We start from the raw sequence: 19043 nt of genomic DNA on the forward strand, positions 1-19043 counted from the left end.
ATATTCTTTTTTGAAATACTATAACTATTTGTATTAAAACCAATTAATCAAATTTAAAGAAATAAAACTAAAACTCCAACAACTTATAAATATGTTTTGAACCACATCGTTTTTGTCTAAAAAGTAATCATAATAATTTCTAAATCTTCAACCTTTTTTTTCAATTCATAACTATCTTTGCTCCGTCAAAAACTACATTATGAATCTACAAGATATTCCAAAAATTAAGCATCTGGACAGCGGTAATTTCTTTCTTTTAGCTGGGCCTTGTGCTATTGAAGGTGAAGAAATGGCTTTGAGAATTGCCGAAAAATTAGTTGCTGTTACTGATAAATTACAAATTCCTTACGTTTTTAAAGGTTCTTTCAAAAAGGCAAACCGTTCTAGAATTGACAGTTTTTCTGGAATTGGAGATGAAAAAGCGTTGAAAATCCTTCGAAAAATCTCTGAAACATTTGATGTTCCTACTGTTACCGATATTCATACCAATGAAGATGCTGCAATGGCTGCCGAATATGTTGATGTTTTACAAATACCTGCATTTTTAGTTCGTCAGACGGATTTAGTTGTGGCTGCTGCCAATACAGGAAAGGTCGTGAACTTGAAAAAAGGACAATTTATGAGTCCGGAAAGTATGAAACACGCCGTTCAGAAAGTATTAGATTGCAACAACCAAAGCGTTATGGTTACCGACAGGGGAACAATGTTTGGCTACCAGGACATGATTGTTGATTATCGTGGCATTCCGACGATGCAACAATTTGCTACTACGGTTTTGGATGTAACGCATTCTTTGCAACAACCAAACCAAACAGCTGGAGTTACAGGCGGAAGACCTGACATGATTGAAACCGTTGCCAAAGCCGGAATCGCTGTTGGTGTTGATGGTATTTTTATCGAAACTCATTTTGATCCTGCAAATGCAAAAAGCGATGGGGCAAACATGCTACATTTAGATTATTTTGAAGGCTTGATGACCAAATTGGTTGCCATCAGACAAACCGTAAATTCTTTTTAATCATCACTTTTATTACCTTATTACCTTGAAACATCCATTATTGGTTGTACTCACTTTTTGTGTTTTTTCACAGTACGCTTCTGCACAAGAACTAGCAGAAAATCCGGAAAAATACACCGCAAATAACAAAGGCAAATTCTTTATTTCGTGGGGAGGAAACCGCGAAAGCTATTCGAAATCTGATATTCATTTTAAAGGAGATGGCTACGATTTTACGTTGAATAATGTCAAAGCCGACGACAAGCCAAAAGGATATCATATTGATTATCTGAATCCAGCAAGGATGACGATTCCGCAAACGAATTTGAAGATTGGTTATTTTATTTCCAATCATTACAGCATCAGTGTTGGGGTTGATCACATGAAATATGTGATGCGACAAGATCAAACCGTTAATATGACAGGAACCATAAACGGATATGCACCTTATGATGGAACTTACAACAACACGCCACAGGTTTTAGAAAACGAATTCCTGACGTTTGAACACACTGATGGTTTGAATTATGTTCATACAGAATTTTCAAGATTTGATGATGTTTCTTCTTTTTTTAGAATTACAAATACCGATAAAATCCAAATCAACTTGACCGAGGGAATTGGTGCTGGAATTTTATATCCGAAAACCAACACCAAGATTTTAGGCAAGGAACGCTATGATCAATTTCACGTTTCGGGTTACGGCGTTTCGGCAAAAGCTGGAATCAATATTACGTTCTTGAAACATTTTTACCTTCAGGGAGAATTGAAAGGCGGTTATATCGACATGCACGACATCCGAACTACTAAAAGCACGAACGATTCTGCTTCACAGCATTTTATGTTTTTCCAAAGGATTATTTCGGTTGGAGGAATTTTTAGGGTGTAATATCATTTTATAAGAATGTCTCATTTGAAAAGTGATTGATTTTTCAAATGAGGCATTTTTTATTTGAACATTTCTATTATTTGTAAGTCCCATAGTTCCTTTGCATCATTTCTCTTTTTTTGTGATTCTTCGCTTGTAGCTCTTTTTGAAGCCTTTTCAGATAACGCTAATTTGCTTTTTTCTGTTTCAACAGTTGCAAAATATTTTTTCATGAGTTCGGTAGGCTGAAAATAGAGATAATAGATTGTTGGAAAACCATCCATTCGCTTAAAAAACACTGAATTGCATTTTAATTCTTTTAGAAAAATATAAACATTGTTGTGCTTTCTGGAATTTGCCAGTTGAATTTTATAAACATCGTCGCTTATTTTCTCGCCATTTCTTAAATAAACGCCTAAAAGATAAGAGAGTTTTTTATCATCTGTATCCAACAAACTGTCAATTAGAAGATCATCTGCATAAAAAGACTTCATTTTGCTGGCTAACTTATCAGATATAAAACCATTTTTTTGTTCTTCTAAATTAATATTGAAATCCTTTTTCGCGATGCTATCTATATACTTCATCAATGGTTTTTCGTAAGGATAATACGTATCAAATTGATTTTTTTGTATCGAGCGATTGTAACCATTATAATCATTCAAGGTTCCTAGCAGCAAAAAGGTTGTGTTCACTCTCACTTGAGCAGTGTCTTTTGCATTTGGATCTCGAAAAGTCCAACCTTTCGTATTTTGTTCCGTAGTTTGAGCAGAGGTATTTAAATGAATACATAAAAGCGTAAGTAAAACTATATGCAATTGATTGATTTTCATGTTCTAGGATTTGATAATTTAACGGAATAAACCTTGCTTTATTATTTTGCATTGGGTTGTTATTGCTTTAGAACTTCGCGTTTTATTCAATACAAATCTCTCGATGCAATCAAAACATCCACCAAAACCTCATTATCAATGGTTTCAAGCGAAACGTAACGGAGTGATTTCACCAAGCTTCTACCCTCACCCACCAAAACATCCTGATGGATCTCCAGATGAAAACCTTTCATAAAAGCCACATCTACAAATTGCTTTTTATGACTGGCATTGAAATAGCAAAAAGGTTTTCCATTCAAATAATAAAACGGAATTTTCCATTTGTACAACAATTGCAATTCTGGAATCGTATGTTCTACAACCGCCTGCAAATGCAATAGAATTGACTTGTAGGGTTCGGGTTGGTTGAGGATGTAAAGTTCGGCTAGTTTCATGATTCAAAAATAAATGAAATTTTATTAGGTGGAAACTTTTTTTATTATTTACTTTGTATCTCAAAGTACTTTAGCATGGAAACGAATAAATACCTTCAAGATATCCAGGATATCAAAAACATGATGAACAAATCGACACAATTCATTTCCTTGAGTGGAATGGCGGGTGTTTTGGCTGGAGTTTATGCTCTTGTGGGTGCTTTTTATGTCAATTATCTGATTGAAAATCATTCCTCCTATTATATTACTTTAGAAAGCATGACTTTTAAATTGATTATAGCAACCGCTTTCATCGTGTTGTTTCTTTCGTTGATTACTGCTTATATTTTAACGGTTAGAAAAGCGAAAAAAATGGGTGAAAAAGTGTGGAATCCTTCTTCAAGAAGATTGGTTTTGAATTTTGCCATTCCGTTGTTTACCGGAGGAATTTTTGCTCTACTTCTTTTGAAAAACGGACATTACGGACTAATATCGCCAGTGGTTCTTATCTTTTACGGTTTAGCTTGTGTAAATGCTAGTAAATATACCTTTAGAGATGTTCGCTATTTGGGAATTACAGAAATTATTTTAGGTTTGATTGCCATTGAATTTTCGGGTTATGGCTTGCATTTTTGGGTAATCGGTTTCGGAGTTTGTCATATCTTATATGGAGCTTTTATGTATTTTAAATACGAAAGAAATCAGTAATATTAAACTTTATAGAATTAAATTTACGCATTGAAAAACATCATCCAAAATATCAACAAAGCTTTTGACCATCGTATCCGTCTGGGTATCATGTCGATATTGATGGTCAACGAAAGTGCCGACTTCAATATGCTGAAGGAACTTTTGGGTGTAACCGATGGAAATCTTGCCAGCCACACCAAAGCGTTGGAAACCGAGAATTATATTATGATCGAAAAACAATTCATCGGCAAAAAGCCAAACACCAGATATATCGCTACAAAAGAAGGAAAAAAAGCCTTCAGGGAACATATTGAAGCCCTTGAAAAATTGATCCAGAAATCATAAGCTAAAAAAATTTATCCATTTACTTTGAATTTCAAAGTTCTTTTAAAAAATGAAACATGAAAGATTTACTAATCGAAAAGCTCTACGAAGCAAGCAAAAAACCTTATCAGAAATACTTCAAGAAAAACGAACCTTGGAATATTTCTAGAAGAGAATTATTACGTTTAGAAGAACAATCTTTGGGATTTCATCTGGGATGTTTCCTGTTGAAACACAATTTTCAAATCCAGGAAAAACTCGAAGACCATGATGTTATTCACATCCTGACCAACACCGGAATTACAGTTCCAGACGAAATTGGGATGCAGTACTATTTACTCGGAAACGGGAAGAAAAGCCTTTATCTGTATATGGTTGTGTTGTCCGGAACCATTTTCTATCCCGCAAAATTCAAATCATTTATATCCGAATACAAAAGAGGAAAGCAAGCTTTGGAATTCCATTACTTGGATTTTTATAAGATGCTGAAAGTTCCTGTAGCAGAAATTCAAAACACTTTTAATATCAAATAAACAATAATAAATATTTTCAATAACCTTAAAAAATAATTAATCATGGAAAATTCAGAAAATCAAGAACAAAGAACCAACTTTTTTCAATCTACAACCGCCAAGATGATCATGGTCGGAGTGCTGACTTTATTTTTACTTATTCCGCTGGAATATGTCAAAAACCTGATCTTCGAACGTTCCGAACGAAAAAAAGAAGTCGTGAATGAAGTAGCCGAACTTTGGGGAAAAGACATTTACTTTTACGGACCAACACTCCGGATTCCATATAAAACCTACACCGAAACTTCTGTTGTAGATGCAAAAACCAAACAGGTTCAAATCCAGAAGACATCCGCTATCAACTATGCCTATTTTTTTCCAGAACAATTAAAAAATAAGTCAAACATCAAAAAAAACACATCCCTGAAACGCGGACTTTACAACAACGTAGTCTTTACGGCAAATATGAATTTCGAAGGTTTTTTCGGCAAGCCAAATTTTGAAAAATTGCAAATAAAAGACGAAGATGTACTTTGGGAAAAAGCCGTAATCATCGTAAAAACCAGCAATTTAAAAAGTATCAAGAGCGATTTGAACATCAAATTAAACAGCCAAACCTTTGTCTTTGAATCAAAAGCCCAAGAAGACCGATTTTATGGCGAACTGGAAACCAACATCTTCGATTATAATCAGTTGAAAACCAACGAAAAAATCAACTTCAATTTCGCAATGCTCTACAACGGTAGCAACAGCGTCAAGTTCATCCCTGTCGGAAAAACCACAACCGTAAACATCGACTCCGATTGGGAATCGCCAAGTTTTGAAGGTTCTTTTGCCGCCAATACAGATTCTAAAACCATCAACAAGGAAGGCTTTCATGCCGATTGGAAAGTGCTCCACATCAATCGACCATTTGCACAGCAACACCTCGAAAAAATGCCAAATCTCGACGAGTTCCTTTTCGGAGTAAAACTCATCGAAACCGTCGATGAATACCAGCAAAACGAACGAGCTTCAAAATACGGATTCTTGGTTATCGGACTAACTTTCCTAATCTTTTTCCTCATCCAATCCATCAGCAAAATTAGCATCCACATCTTCCAATACAGCATGATTGGCTTGGCCTTAATCATGTTCTACACGCTTTTAATCTCCATCACAGAACATTCAAGTTTCTCGCTGGCCTACATCATTTCGGCCATTTCCGTAATCGTGATGATTGTCCTCTACTCCTTCTCCATCCTAAAAATCAAGAAATTTCCATTTTTTATTGGAGCTTCACTCACAGCACTTTACACGTTCATCTTCGTCATCATCCAACTCGAAAATTACGCGTTATTGGTAGGAAGCATCGGACTGTTCCTTATTCTCGGAGCCGTCATGTATTTCTCCCGAAAAATCGACTGGAAAAACAATTAAATAATTTGGGCGTGACCCCGAAAGAAAAATTCGGGGTCGGGCTATCCGCTCCCAATCTTTTGTGTTTTTAAAGAAAAAACACAAAAGGATTTCCGCTACTATCCCTCACGCGAGCAACTTTGGCGAAAGCCTTTGTCCATAAAAAAAGGCTGTCACACGACAGCCTTTTGCTTTTATAAGTCAAGCCACAGATTGGATAATCTTATAGCTAATAAAAAATAAGCAACAAAAACTACTCAATCACACGAACCGTAATCTGGTTGTCATTTTCCATTTTCCAAAAATCTCCCGTCACTTTAAGCGTTTCTCCAACGTTAACCGACTTGTATTGTTCGTGATTTGTAAGGTTTGAATGACTGATGGTCACATAATAATGTTCTTTTTCGGCCGTTTCCAATTTTGCCGTATAACCATCCTTACCTGGAGTAATTTCTACTACTTTACCTTCAACCGTTTTAGTTTCAACGGCTGGAGTTTCGTTTGCAACAATAGTATCCGTTGCAACAACTTCCTGATTGTCTTTAATCTCCGTCTTAACTTCTATTTTTTTTTCGCAACTTATTAAGGTCATCATGCCTGATAATGCAACTAATACAAGGATATTCTTTTTCATTTTTTTTGATTTTTATACAACAAAGATACCTAACTTATTTCTAAAAAAAAGAAGCGTCAAACTTTCTATTCTTATATTTTAATTCTCTCGAAAAATTGTTTTTTATAGGTTTCACTAATAGGCAAACGCTGTTGTCCTATCAAAATTCTATTTCTCTGTATTGAGTTGATATAGCACAAATTTACTACATAGGAATTGTGAACCCTTAAAAAATTATTTTGGGGTAATTTTTCCAATAAGTTTTTAAAATTAGACAGTGTCAAAACTGATTTGCCATCAGAAAGATTAATTTTCAAGTAATCTTTCAAGCCTTCAATATAAACAATATCATCAATAAAAATCTTCAAGCTTTCATAATCTGACTTTACAAACAAGAAACGATCACCAGTACTATTACTTTCATTAGGCTCTGATGGAGAAAAGACTCTTGTAGAATTATTTAGATTTTGACCAAAACTATGTATTATTTTATTTACCGCCTTTAAAAATCGCTTATAGGAAATGGGTTTTATGAGATAATCATTAGCTTCCAACTCAAATCCTTCGACAGCAAATTCCGGATAGGCAGTCGTAAAGACAAAAAGAGGTTTTACCTTCAAAGTATCGATAAATTCTATTCCGGTTAGCAAGGGCATTTCGATATCTAAAAAAATAAGATCAACAGTATTCAAACTAACAAATCCCATTGCCTCAACAGGGTTTGTAAAACATTTTATGACTTCTATATCATCTATAGAGTCACAATAATTTTTGATAATATCTATTGCCAAAGGCTCGTCATCAATAATAATTGTCTTAATTTTCATTGAGATCTAATTTAAGTTCTACATAAAACTTATTGTCTTTTTCATATAAATTTAATGAATTTCTATTGGGGAAATATAAGTTTATTCTCTTTACAGTATTTTCTATTCCCAAACCAGAAGAATCTTCATTTCTCAGTTCTGTATAAATATCATTGACAACAAGTAATTTTATATCGTTTTCTTTAATATGAAACTTGACAATAATTTCGTTTTGCTTTGCTGGATTTACTCCATATTTGAAAGCATTTTCTATGAAGGAAATAAACAATAATGGAGGGACAAAAATATTTTTGGTAGTTCCTTCAACTTCGAAAATAATTTTATTGTTTGAAGCCAATCTGAGCTTTTGTAATTCGATATAATTTTCAATATAAGTAATTTCTTCTTGAAGTTTCACTTTGTCTTTATTGGTTTCATATAGCATGTATCGCATCAGGTCGGATAGATTGAGTATCGCAACTGGCGTTTTCTCTGACTTCTTTATTGATAATGAAAATATAGTATTGAGTGAATTAAAGAAAAAATGTGGGTTCAACTGTGCTTTCAAAAAATTCAGTTCTGAAGTTTTTTTCTCTGTTTCTGATTCGATTTGTCTTTTTTTACTTTCATCCCATTCCAGATAAATTCTAAGTACAGCACTAACCAAAAGGTGGAGTGTGATGACAGCTGTATTAGGAAACATCCTAAATCTTATATCGTTATCATGTTTTTTCATGAATTCTATCCTTCCTTTATCTGGAAAATCTACAAAGCGAGGAATGTGGCTGGGTTCAAAAACTGTAATGAGAAAACCCACTCCTAAAATAATCGCAAAAATGATAATGATATAAAGCAAAGTCTGTCGTTTGAGAAGAAAATGGGGAACCAGTAAAAAATAATTGATGTAAAAAAGAGCTACAAGCGCAATACTTTTAAAAAAATAAATATAATCAACCTTAAAATTACCATTTGATATTGCTAATGGAGAGGATATGAATAGCATCCATATCAAAATATGGAAAAACAATACCCTGTAGTTAAAAGGAAGATTATTGAAGAACCGCTTTAGCATTTTATCTTAATTTTTAAATCCATTAAATCCTCTGTTTGAATTGTAGGCATCTCCTTCTTTTTAATTTTTTCAATAACTATTTGGCTTATTTTCAAGGCATCTAGGCTATCGCAAAAAGGCATATTTCCTTGGATTGCTGGAATACAATTTTGATTGATGAGAACTTTATCGTTCAAAATAATCTTATAGCCATAACCATATTTAACTTTATAAACCTTGGAGGTCAAACTTTCCTGAGGCTCTTTACAAGAGGTTAAAATAATAAAAACCAGTAAGAGTTTTGATAATACTTTCATAAAAAAATAATTAAAAAATGAGGCTAAATAATTATTTATTTAGCCTTCATAACAAAACAAAAGTTAGTCTTCGTCGTCGTATTCATCAAATGGCTTGAATTCATACATATCATCAAAATAATAGGTACTCGATTTACCTAACAATACAAAAGCACTTATTCCATTATCTATTCCAACAGCATCTAGCCTAAAAGCACCCTCGAATGCTTGTTTTCTCTCCCATTTATCTGTAGCAGGGGTATATTCCCAAACTGTATTGGCACCATTACCGTTACATACATACCCATATCCGTTCAAAGAAAAAGCTGTTGCATTGGATCTTACAATACTGTAATCATCATCATCATCTAAATTCTTTAATTTGGTCCAAACCTCGGTAGTGGTATTAAATACCCAAAAATCTTTTAAATTGATTCCATTTGAAGAGCCTGTCCCAAAATATACCTTATCCTCAATTGTAAAGGTTACTGCTTCTCTTCTTTTTTCACCACCAAAACCATATTGCTCACTCCATTTATCCTCTGCTGGATCATACTTCCAAAAATCTTTTTTATCATTGTTTCCATCAAAACCAGAACCTATATAGCCTGCCACATCCGAATTAAAACCTACAGATGCACGTCTTGGGCTTCCTTCAAAATCAGCAATAGGAGTCCATTCATTATCAATTGGGCTGTATTTGTAAAAATCTTTCAATCCATCTACTCCATTGTAACCTGTTCCTAAATAACCGTTTTCACCCACCACAAATGTTGAAGCAGAACTTCGAGCTTGACCAGGGAAACTCGCCTTTTGAACCCAAAATCCCCCATTAAAATCATACTGCCAAAAATCATTCAAATAATCGTATCCATTATAACCAGTGCCTACATATCCAAAATTCCCTATTGAAAAAGATGCCGCACTGCTCCTTGGAGCTCCATCAAAAACGGTACTCTTTATCCAGTTACCCACGTCTTCACTACTATCATCATCACTGGAACACGATATAAATACTGAAGAGATAAATAGGCCTAAAACAAATGTCCTCATGCTAAAAAATGTAATTCTCATGTTTATTTAAAATTTAAATTATATTTGAAACCCATAGAAAAATTAATACCATCATCGAAACCAATTTTTATTTCATTATCGTTTTGATCCAATAATTTGATGTCATTTGAAAAACTATGATTCAAATTTATATTGAATCCCCAATTGGCATCAGTCATAAAATTATATTCGAATCCTGCATTAAAGTTTCTAACTTGTAAATCGATAACTTTTATCAGATCATTATTTAATTCTTTTTGCATATAATGTGCTCCATTTAATTTTGTATAAAAAGAATTGCTTGAAACAACTGCTTTCAAAGTATTTTTAGTATTTATTTTATACGCGACTTCAGACAATGGAAATCCAATACTGTATGTTATTTTTTTTGAAAAAACACCATTAAAACTTATATCCGGTATAAAGCTTGGTTTTCCAAAAAAATCAGAATAATGTATCCCGAACTTTAATAAAGATGTTTTTTCTAATCCTGTTTGTTTTGAAAATCCTATAAAAAAAATAGGCTGAATATCCTTGATGGTGATATTGTTTTCAAAGTTTGAAATCAGCTTTGGTTGAAATGAAACAATGCCACTCCACAACTTACCCATTTTTTTCAGGTAAGAAAAACCCAGACTGAAACTTCTAATTTCATTTAACCTTTCATCAATTAGATAAGTTTCACTCTTATCAAATGAAATGCTACGAGAAGAAAAATCAACCGTATACGACAAGCTATCTACAGCCAAGTCATGATTGATCTTTGCTGATGTTTCATGTTTATTTATGGATGTAGAATTTGAATTATAGAACATATTATAATCATATTTTATAGTAGTGCCTGTATTTTCTTGTGAGTGACTGCAATAGGATGAAAAAAGAAAAAAACACAAAAATCTGTTCATAATTATAAAGTTTGTGTAAACGTATTTCTTAATTCAGCAAATAGAAATAATAATATACAAAACATTCTTTTTTCACTACAGATCAAAGAAAAGCACCTATCAAACTTCATTTGAAGAACTGACACATAAACCTTAGCTATTCATCGTCAAAATAGGTGATTTTGTATATTCTTTTTTTTTACAACAAGCAGCTTGCTATACTTTAGTTGCATTAAAATAAAAACATGAAGAAAATTTCGGTATTTCTACTAACCATCATTACTATATTATTGGTTTCTTGTAATGATGATGCCTATCAAGATCCTTTTGATACGGGAAACCATTTCACAAGCAGCAACATTAGATTTATAAAAATTGACACCTTTAAAGTGGAGATGTCTACCTTTAAATTTGACAGCCTTGAAACATCTTTGGGAAACCGATTATTAGTAGGTCGATATATAGATCCTATATTTGGTGAAGTTAAAAGCAGTTCCTATATCAAGCTAAGACCTTACAACTTTTATATCGAAGAAGATGCCACTTTTGATAGTATTGTATTATCTCTAAAATATGACAATTACTTTTATAATGACACTCTGCTTCAAAAAACAATACGTATAAAAGAGTTAAACAAAGAATTAAAACTCACTAGCGAACAAAGTTATTTTTATAATACTACCAATACAACAACATTTAATACTGTGTTAGGAGAAAAAAACTTTATTCCTAGGCTAAGCAATGATACGATTTCGATAAAATTAAATAACAGCTTTGGTCTCAACTTGTTTTCAAAATTCAGAGCAAATCTTATCGGCGATAATGACCAATTTATAGATTATCTCAAGGGAATAGCTATCGAACCTGATGATAATGAAAATGCCTCACTAATGGGATTCAATGCCACCGATTTGTCGCTTAAAATCTATTATTCATTCCCTGATACTCCAGATGCTGATAGTAAATTTTTAGAAATCAAAAGCGATAACACTCAAAGCAATACTTATTATAACAAGATAGAAGGTAATAGGAATGGCACCATCCTTCAGCATCTAGGTTTGCAAAAAAATGATCTTCCATCAACAGCACTCAATAACTATAGTCTTATCCAATCAGGAATTGGAATAACTACAAAAATAAAGTTGCCAAGTATCAAAAACCTGAAACAAATAAATGACAACAAGGGAATCGTATTTAGTTCGAAGCTAAAAATCAAGCTCAATAATAGCAATTACTCTAGGAAGGTTTACAATTCCGACTCTTTATATATGTATGTCGTCGATAAAAACAATAACCTCAAATATCAATTAAGCAACAAAAACGGAAAATATGTGGTAGCCTATATAGATAAACTGGAAACCGAATTTAATGAAACCTATTTAATGGTTCCTGTAGAAGAATTTATAGAAGATGTCATGAACAACAGTACCTATGAGGACTATGGGATTATACTTGTGCCTTTCGAATACAACTATGCCACAACAAGGATGGTCCTCAACGGAGAAAACAATACGGATCATAAATCAATTCTCGAACTTATATATACAATATATGACAACTAAATTCAAGGTGAGAATAATTATAATGATCCTTTTGAGCTCAAATATTCAAGCACAAACAACCAACCAACTTAGTTCTCCTTATTCTTTTTTTGGATTAGGAAAGATAAATGATATCGGTGTTGGAAAAACAAATGCACTTGGAAGAAGTGGGATTTCGTATTCGAGCGAAAGTGAAATCAATACGCTAAATCCAGCCTCATTTGCAAAAATAAATCTCAATTCTTTTCTATTTGATGTTGGAGCAAGGGCACAACAAACCGAACTCAAAAGCAACAGGGACCAAAAAGATCTCAAAACCTTTAACTTTTCTAATCTTGCTTTTGCCTTCGCTTTGGATAACAAATCCGGTATTGGATTTTCGATTGTCCCTTTCTCTGAAGCCAACTATTATTTGTATGGAATTGAAACACCTGTCGAAGGATCTAATGAAAGTTTCTTTAGCAATGTGAGTGGCAATGGAGGTATCAGCAATCTAAAAATAAGCTATGGCAGAAGCCTAAATAAAAAACTCAGAGTGGGATTGGATATCAATTATTATTTCGGGACTATAAATGAAAATGAAATAGTTAACTTAGGTACAGATTTTATGAATATTGATAAAAAAAGTTTTTATCGAGGCATAAGACCTATTTTGGGATTACAATATGATTATAACCCTAAAATTAATTTTTCTGCTGTATTGGCTCTCCCTTCCTATCTAAAAGGCACGCGTGATACTGAAGTTTCAAAAATAATAGACTTATCACAATACAGTATTGAAAGCTCTGTAGATAAAGACATAACGGGTTTTAAATTACCTACGGAAATAACATTAGGATTTAAATTCCAACCCTTGAAAACACTCTCATTAAATGTTGATTACAGAAAATCATTCTGGTCAGCTACTGGAATCGAAGACAACATTGGGAAATTTGAAGACCAAGATTTTATTGGATTTGGAGCTGAATATTATACTGATAGAGGGATGGATAATTTCTGGAAAAAAATCAGATATCGCTTAGGCTATAATTTTGATAATGGATATTTAGCTGTTAATGGGAATAAAATTGAAAACTTTTTACTCACAACAGGACTCGGAATTCCACTTAATACCAAAAGTCAAAACTTCATCAATATTTCTTATGCCTATGGACAAAGAGGTGTGATTTCGAATGTCCTCATAAAAGAAAATTATCATTTTATAACACTCAATTTAAGCTTCGAAGATTTTTGGTTTGTAAAAAAGAAATATAATTAAATCTTTCTCCTAAGAATAGAATATCTGAAATCATATTCGATAAAATCGAAGTTCAAAAACAGATATAAAAATTAACTCCTAAATAATTTTAAATTGAAAATAGCCGTTTTATACAAAACCAATATTGTTGATAATCTTCAAGGGAATTACATTAAAAACATGCTGGAAAAACGTTTAAAAAACTCTGTCATCGATTTCAATTATCAAACCACCCAAACCTTTATTAAAGCTACGAGCTTAAATAGATATCAACTGTTTGAAATTCCAGAATTCTTAAATGTACTTGGATTTCAATGTGAAATAATTGATAAAAAAAATAGTTTTTAAATAATACTATCCTCTTAAAAATCTCACTTAAAGACGTTTCAATAGCATTCATTTTTTGTGTTTATTTGTTTTATTTGTTTAAACCGATTTCGCCTTTCTAGGAATCGGTTTTTTTGTTTGAGTACCATTTTAATAAAACTTGCACAATTAAAATCTTTATTCTACTTTTAGCTAAGCTATAAAAAGATTTATGACCGAAATTGATATTGAACAAGAAAATAAGGCAATTGCAAAAGAGTATAAAGAATTACTCCGAATCAGCTATCAAACTTTAACGGAAGACGACAAGAAACTCATCCGAAAAGCCTTTGATGTAGCTGTTGATGCACACAAAGACCAGAGAAGAAAATCGGGCGAGGCCTATATCTTCCATCCCATTGCCGTGGCTAAAATTGTAGCTTCGGAAATTGGCCTTGGAGCCACATCCATCGCCGCTGCCTTGATGCACGATGTTGTAGAAGATACTCCCATCACGGTTGAAGATATCGAAAAAATGTTCAACCCAAAAGTGGCACAAATTGTTGAAGGATTGACCAAAATTGCTCAAGTTCAGAAAGACATGAACGTATCGATGCAGGCTGAAAATTTCAGGAAGATGCTACTGACCTTGAACGATGACGTTCGGGTAATCCTGATAAAACTAGCCGACCGATTGCACAACATGCAAACCATGGAATCGATGGTGGATTACAAGCAAACAAAAATTGCTTCGGAAACCTTATACATCTATGCTCCACTTGCTCATCGTTTGGGACTCTACAACATCAAAACCCAACTCGAAGATTTAGGTTTAAAATATACCGAGCCTCAAGTTTACAACGACATTGTGAGTAAGGTCAAAGAAACCAAAGAAGAACAGGACGAATACATCAAGACCATTTCGGATGTTTTGAAAGAATCGCTAAATGCCGAAGATATTGATTATGTCATCAAGGGAAGGCCAAAATCCATCTATTCCATCAGGAGGAAAATGAAGGCCCAAAACGTGAGCTATGACGAGGTTTACGATAAATTTGCATTGCGAATTGTTTATAAATGCAATCCACAGGAAGAAAAATTTATCGCCTGGAAAATATATTCAATCGTAACCGACCATTATCGTCCGAGTCCGAGCCGTTTGAGGGATTGGATTTCTTCTCCAAAATCGACTGGTTATGAAGCTTTGCACATTACCGTTATGGGACCAAAAGGCCGTTGGGTTGAAGTGCAGGTTCGAAGTGAACGAATGGACGAAATTGCCGAAAAGGGTTATGCCGCACATTATAAATACAAACAAGGAGCAACCGAAGAAAGTGGCTTGGATGTTTGGTTGAACCTTTTGAAGGAAGCCTTGGAAAACCAAGAAACCAATGCGGTAGATTTTGTAGAGGATTTCAAGATGAATTTATATTCGAAGGAAATTTTTGTCTTTACACCGAAAGGGGAAATAAAATCGCTTCCAAAAGGAGCCACATCATTGGATTTTGCCTTTAGTATCCACTCGGCTGTTGGAGTTCATACCAGAGGAACAAGGGTAAACGGAAAATTGGTTCCGCTAAACCACGAACTCAAAAGTGGCGACCAAGTAGAAATTATTACCTCTCCAAACCAGAAACCAACTTCACATTGGCTGGATTATGTTACCACTTCTAGGGCAAAAAATAAAATCAAAAACGTCCTTAACGAGAATACCAAAAAAATTGCCGAAGATGGAAAGGAATTGTTGACTCGAAAGCTTCGACATTTGAAGATTACCGTAAATGAAACCATCATCAACGAATTGGTTATTTTCTTCAAATTAAAAACCAGTTTGGATTTGTTTTACCGTGTTGGGATTGGTTCGATAGAAAATAGCCAATTGAAAGAATATGCTGCATTGAAGAGCAATTCAATCATGAATTTCTTCAAAAACAAAATCAAAAGGACACCTTCTCAACAACCTGAAATTCATAAGGAGGAACTCAGCAATAACTATGATATGCTTGTTTTTGGTGTAGATCAAGACAAGCTGGATTATAAATTATCAACTTGTTGCAACCCGATTCCCGGAGATGAAGTTTTTGGATTTGTAACCATTAATGAAGGCATCAAAGTGCATAAAAAAGACTGTCCGAATGCCATCAGCATGCAATCAAATTATGCTTACAGAATTATCCAAGCCAAATGGATTGACTCTTCCCAACAGGAATTCAAAGCGATTTTGGACATCACAGGAATGGACAGTTTGGGATTGACAAACGAATTGACAAAGGTAATTTCAAGCAACATGCACGTGAACATCCAAAGTATTTCGTTGAGCAGTGAGGCTGGAATCTTCAAGGGTCAAGTTGCCGTTATTGTTCAGAATAATACTATCTTGAAACGTCTGACCGATAACATCAAAAAAATTGATGGGATAGATAAAGTGACGAGGGTTTATAAGAATTAATATGTATTAAGATTTGAGTATTAAGTATTAAGAGAAATTTGAGAGTGGTAAAAGTTTTTAATCTTATTCACCTGTATTTCTGTCTTAATACTTAATACTTTTTGTCTTAATACTTAATACTTTTTGTCTTAATACTTAATACTTCTATCTTAATACATCATTGCCCTTTCAAAATAAAAAATTATCTTTGCAGGATATGACACTAATTTCAGTAGATAACAGTAAAAATCAGGAAATTGTAAAAAATGTTTTTACAAAATATCTTGAGAACAAAGGACATAGAAAAACTCCTGAACGCTATGCTATTCTTCAGGAAATATATGATAATGAGGAACATTTTGATATAGAAAATCTATATATCAAGATGAAAAACAAGAATTATCGAGTGAGTCGTGCTACACTTTACAATACGATTGAATTGCTTTTGGATTGTGCTTTGGTTCGCAAGCACCAGTTTGGACAAAATCAGGCACATTATGAAAAATCCTATTTCGACAAGCAACACGACCATATTATCATGACCGATACTGGTGAAGTAATCGAGTTTTGCGATCCGAGAATTCAAACCATCAAAAAAACGATTGAAGAGATTTTTGATATTGACATTCACAACCATTCGCTGTATTTTTATGGCAATAAAAAAGCTACCCAAAAAGAAGACATTTAACTAAATAAAAGGGCTAAACTACACGTCCAACAACAAACAACTAACACACAAATAATGACCGTAGATTTATTACTAGGATTGCAGTGGGGAGACGAAGGCAAAGGAAAAATTGTTGACGTACTCACTTCAAAGTACGATATTATTGCCCGTTTTCAGGGCGGTCCAAATGCAGGACACACTTTAGAATTTGATGGAATTAAACACGTCTTGAGAACCATTCCTTCAGGGATTTTCCACGATAACAACATCAATGTTATTGGAAATGGTGTTGTTATTGATCCTGTTGTTTTTAAAAGTGAAATCGATGGTTTGGCAAAATTCAACCTGGATTTAAAATCAAAATTAATCATTTCTAGAAAAGCACATTTAATACTTCCAACACACCGATTGCTTGATGCAGCTTCTGAAGCTTCAAAAGGAAAAGCAAAGATTGGTTCTACTTTAAAAGGAATTGGACCGACTTATATGGACAAGACCGGTAGAAACGGTTTGAGAGTTGGCGATATCGAATTGGCTGATTTCAAAGACAGATACAGAGCTTTGGCCGATAAACATGAAGCCATGATTTCATTTTACAATGTTGACATTCAATATAATCTTGAAGAATTAGAAAAAGAATTTTTTGAATCAATCGAGGATTTAAAAAAATTGGATTTTATTGACAGCGAAGAATATTTGAACCAAGCTCAAAAAGCAGGAAAATCAATACTTTGTGAAGGTGCTCAAGGTTCGTTATTGGATGTTGATTTCGGAACCTATCCGTTTGTAACGTCTTCTAACACAACTGCCGCTGGAGCTTGTACTGGTTTAGGAATTGCTCCAAACAAAATCAAAGAAGTTTACGGAATTTTCAAAGCTTATACTACAAGAGTTGGAAGCGGTCCGTTTCCAACGGAAGATTTTGGAGAAGCTGGCGACATCATGGCTAAAGTTGGAAATGAATTTGGTTCGGTTACAGGAAGAAAACGCCGTTGTGGCTGGTTGGATTTAGTAGCCTTGAAATATGCCGTTCAAGTAAATGGAGTTACCCAATTGATGATGATGAAAGGCGATGTGCTTTCTGGTTTTGATACCTTGAAAGTATGCACGGCTTACAATTATAAAGGAGAAGAAATTTCGCATTTGCCTTATAATATCGAAGAAGAAAATGTAACGCCAATCTACAAGGAGTACAAAGGCTGGAAAGCTGATTTGACTGGAATGACTAGTTATGAAGAACTTCCAGTTGAATTAAAAGAATACATCGAATTCATCGAAAATGCGGTAGAAGTGCCGATTAAGATTGTTTCGGTTGGTCCTGATAGAAAACAGACGATTTTGAAGTAAAAAAATGAAAGCCTTAAGATAAAATTTTAAGGCTTTTTTTATGTCAAAAAAAGGCAATTAATCTAATATTGATCATCTTTTCTCTGAAGCACAAAAAATAAAAAGCCACCCAAAAAATAAAGCAGCACATCAACCCAGTCAGCCGTGTATCTACTATTATTTTTAGGCAAATACCATTCAAAATAAACAGTAAACAAGAAAGCAATTGATATAATATGATACCAATTTAGAAGAATTGAAGTGTCTTTTTTAATATATCGAATTACTACAAGTGTAATATGCAAAACAATTGGAAGGCACAAAAAGTCATTAACATAAGAATACATCCATTGCGGCAATTGTAAATGAAACCATCTTGCCAAATAGATAAAAAGGAAAATGCCAAAAGCAATATAAAAGTAAACCGCTTTCATCAGGCTGCAACTGCTGCTGCAATCCAAGCGAGAACACCTCCAATTGCTAAAACCAAAACCCAAACCGACCAAGCCACTTTCCCAAAGAAACGAAAAAAAGGATTTTGATGAACTTTTAACCGTTCAACAAAACCTATCTTTTTTTCTTTAGTCTGCTTATATTCTTCTTTTTCAGTCGCTTTATTTTCAGCCTTTATTTTTCGTTTCAAAGTAACATTGATCAAGTTGCCACACTTTTCACAATAATCACGGTTCAAATTCGTGGTGCCACATTGGTCACACTTGCTGTATGTTTTTGATTCCATTTTGTATCGGTTTGAATACAAATTACAAAAAATTAGCAAGGTTTCGAAACCGAGGGTTTTA

Annotated in this window: 21 protein-coding genes; 12 read left to right on the forward strand and 9 right to left on the reverse strand. The window is 33.7% G+C overall.

The genetic code is table 11. From position 1 onward, the window contains the following. Positions 1–199: 199 nt before the first annotated feature. The gene (gene kdsA / locus J2X31_RS05965) at positions 200–1018 is read left to right on the forward strand and encodes a 3-deoxy-8-phosphooctulonate synthase (RefSeq protein ID WP_310025223.1); all 819 of its coding nucleotides are present in this window, start codon (positions 200–202) and stop codon (positions 1016–1018) included. Between the two features lie 25 nt (positions 1019–1043). Next, positions 1044–1886 carry a hypothetical protein gene (locus J2X31_RS05970; RefSeq protein ID WP_310025224.1) on the forward strand — a complete coding sequence of 281 codons (843 nt, stop codon included), beginning with the start codon at positions 1044–1046 and terminating at the stop codon, positions 1884–1886. Between the two features lie 59 nt (positions 1887–1945). Here the strand turns inward: J2X31_RS05970 and J2X31_RS05975 are convergent, their stop codons facing one another. Beyond that, positions 1946–2698: a hypothetical protein gene (locus J2X31_RS05975; protein ID WP_310025225.1), complete on the reverse strand. Its 753-nt coding sequence runs from the start codon at positions 2696–2698 to the stop codon at positions 1946–1948. Positions 2699–2784: 86 nt separating this feature from the next. After that, positions 2785–3132 carry a DUF1801 domain-containing protein gene (locus J2X31_RS05980; protein WP_310025227.1) on the reverse strand — a complete coding sequence of 116 codons (348 nt, stop codon included), beginning with the start codon at positions 3130–3132 and terminating at the stop codon, positions 2785–2787. A 75-nt stretch (positions 3133–3207) separates the two neighbouring features. On the opposite strand from J2X31_RS05980, the gene J2X31_RS05985 reads away from it, so the two are divergent. The 4 genes from J2X31_RS05985 to creD are packed head-to-tail and all read left to right on the forward strand — an operon-like array spanning position 3208 to position 6056. After that, positions 3208–3819, forward strand: coding sequence for a hypothetical protein (locus tag J2X31_RS05985; RefSeq protein ID WP_310025229.1), 612 nt, complete (start codon positions 3208–3210; stop codon positions 3817–3819). A gap of 30 nt (positions 3820–3849) precedes the next feature. Further along, positions 3850–4146: a winged helix-turn-helix domain-containing protein gene (locus J2X31_RS05990; RefSeq protein WP_310025231.1), complete on the forward strand. Its 297-nt coding sequence runs from the start codon at positions 3850–3852 to the stop codon at positions 4144–4146. A gap of 56 nt (positions 4147–4202) precedes the next feature. Continuing rightward, a complete protein-coding gene (locus J2X31_RS05995; RefSeq protein ID WP_310025234.1) occupies positions 4203–4658 on the forward strand; it encodes a hypothetical protein in 456 nt (151 codons plus the stop codon). A gap of 42 nt (positions 4659–4700) precedes the next feature. Next, complete coding sequence (gene creD, locus J2X31_RS06000; RefSeq protein ID WP_310025235.1) at positions 4701–6056, forward strand: cell envelope integrity protein CreD; 1356 nt, start codon at positions 4701–4703, stop codon at positions 6054–6056. A gap of 232 nt (positions 6057–6288) precedes the next feature. Here creD and J2X31_RS06005 read toward each other — a convergent pair whose 3' ends face one another. From J2X31_RS06005 to J2X31_RS06030, 6 genes are all read right to left on the reverse strand, one after another. Beyond that, positions 6289–6669, reverse strand: coding sequence for a hypothetical protein (locus J2X31_RS06005; protein ID WP_310025236.1), 381 nt, complete (start codon positions 6667–6669; stop codon positions 6289–6291). Between the two features lie 71 nt (positions 6670–6740). Then, positions 6741–7475: a LytR/AlgR family response regulator transcription factor gene (locus J2X31_RS06010; RefSeq protein WP_310025237.1), complete on the reverse strand. Its 735-nt coding sequence runs from the start codon at positions 7473–7475 to the stop codon at positions 6741–6743. Further along, the gene (locus J2X31_RS06015; protein ID WP_310025239.1) at positions 7465–8481 is read right to left on the reverse strand and encodes a sensor histidine kinase; all 1017 of its coding nucleotides are present in this window, start codon (positions 8479–8481) and stop codon (positions 7465–7467) included. Before J2X31_RS06015 ends, J2X31_RS06010 begins: the two co-directional genes overlap by 11 nt. 38 nt (positions 8482–8519) lie before the next feature. Next, positions 8520–8822 (reverse strand): DUF4907 domain-containing protein, encoded by a 303-nt coding sequence (locus J2X31_RS06020; RefSeq protein WP_310025240.1) that lies wholly within the window; start codon positions 8820–8822, stop codon positions 8520–8522. 63 nt (positions 8823–8885) lie between these two features. Beyond that, complete coding sequence (locus tag J2X31_RS06025) at positions 8886–9875, reverse strand: Kelch repeat-containing protein (RefSeq protein ID WP_310025241.1); 990 nt, start codon at positions 9873–9875, stop codon at positions 8886–8888. Positions 9876–9877: 2 nt separating this feature from the next. Further along, positions 9878–10669 (reverse strand): DUF6268 family outer membrane beta-barrel protein, encoded by a 792-nt coding sequence (locus tag J2X31_RS06030; protein ID WP_310025244.1) that lies wholly within the window; start codon positions 10667–10669, stop codon positions 9878–9880. 314 nt (positions 10670–10983) lie between these two features. On the opposite strand from J2X31_RS06030, the gene J2X31_RS06035 reads away from it, so the two are divergent. The 6 genes from J2X31_RS06035 to J2X31_RS06060 all read left to right on the forward strand — a co-directional run bounded on the left by J2X31_RS06035 (position 10984) and on the right by J2X31_RS06060 (position 18264). Continuing rightward, positions 10984–12300, forward strand: a complete 1317-nt coding sequence (locus J2X31_RS06035; protein WP_310025245.1) for a DUF4270 family protein — start codon at positions 10984–10986, stop codon at positions 12298–12300. Then, on the forward strand, positions 12290–13537 hold the full coding sequence (gene bamG / locus J2X31_RS06040) for a BamG family beta-barrel-assembly machinery protein (protein ID WP_310025246.1): 1248 nt from the start codon (positions 12290–12292) through the stop codon (positions 13535–13537). Before J2X31_RS06035 ends, bamG begins: the two co-directional genes overlap by 11 nt. A gap of 93 nt (positions 13538–13630) precedes the next feature. Further along, positions 13631–13864, forward strand: coding sequence for a hypothetical protein (locus J2X31_RS06045; RefSeq protein ID WP_310025247.1), 234 nt, complete (start codon positions 13631–13633; stop codon positions 13862–13864). A gap of 190 nt (positions 13865–14054) precedes the next feature. Further along, positions 14055–16271 carry a RelA/SpoT family protein gene (locus J2X31_RS06050; RefSeq protein ID WP_310025250.1) on the forward strand — a complete coding sequence of 739 codons (2217 nt, stop codon included), beginning with the start codon at positions 14055–14057 and terminating at the stop codon, positions 16269–16271. Between the two features lie 196 nt (positions 16272–16467). After that, complete coding sequence (locus tag J2X31_RS06055; RefSeq protein ID WP_310025251.1) at positions 16468–16938, forward strand: Fur family transcriptional regulator; 471 nt, start codon at positions 16468–16470, stop codon at positions 16936–16938. Positions 16939–16992: 54 nt separating this feature from the next. Further along, positions 16993–18264 (forward strand): adenylosuccinate synthase, encoded by a 1272-nt coding sequence (locus J2X31_RS06060; RefSeq protein WP_310025252.1) that lies wholly within the window; start codon positions 16993–16995, stop codon positions 18262–18264. Positions 18265–18676: 412 nt separating this feature from the next. On the opposite strand, the gene J2X31_RS06065 is transcribed toward J2X31_RS06060, so the two are convergent. After that, positions 18677–18982 carry a hypothetical protein gene (locus J2X31_RS06065; RefSeq protein WP_310025253.1) on the reverse strand — a complete coding sequence of 102 codons (306 nt, stop codon included), beginning with the start codon at positions 18980–18982 and terminating at the stop codon, positions 18677–18679. Between the last annotated feature and the right edge of the window lie 61 nt (positions 18983–19043).

Source organism: Flavobacterium arsenatis, assembly GCF_031456785.1.
Lineage (GTDB): Bacteria > Bacteroidota > Bacteroidia > Flavobacteriales > Flavobacteriaceae > Flavobacterium > Flavobacterium arsenatis.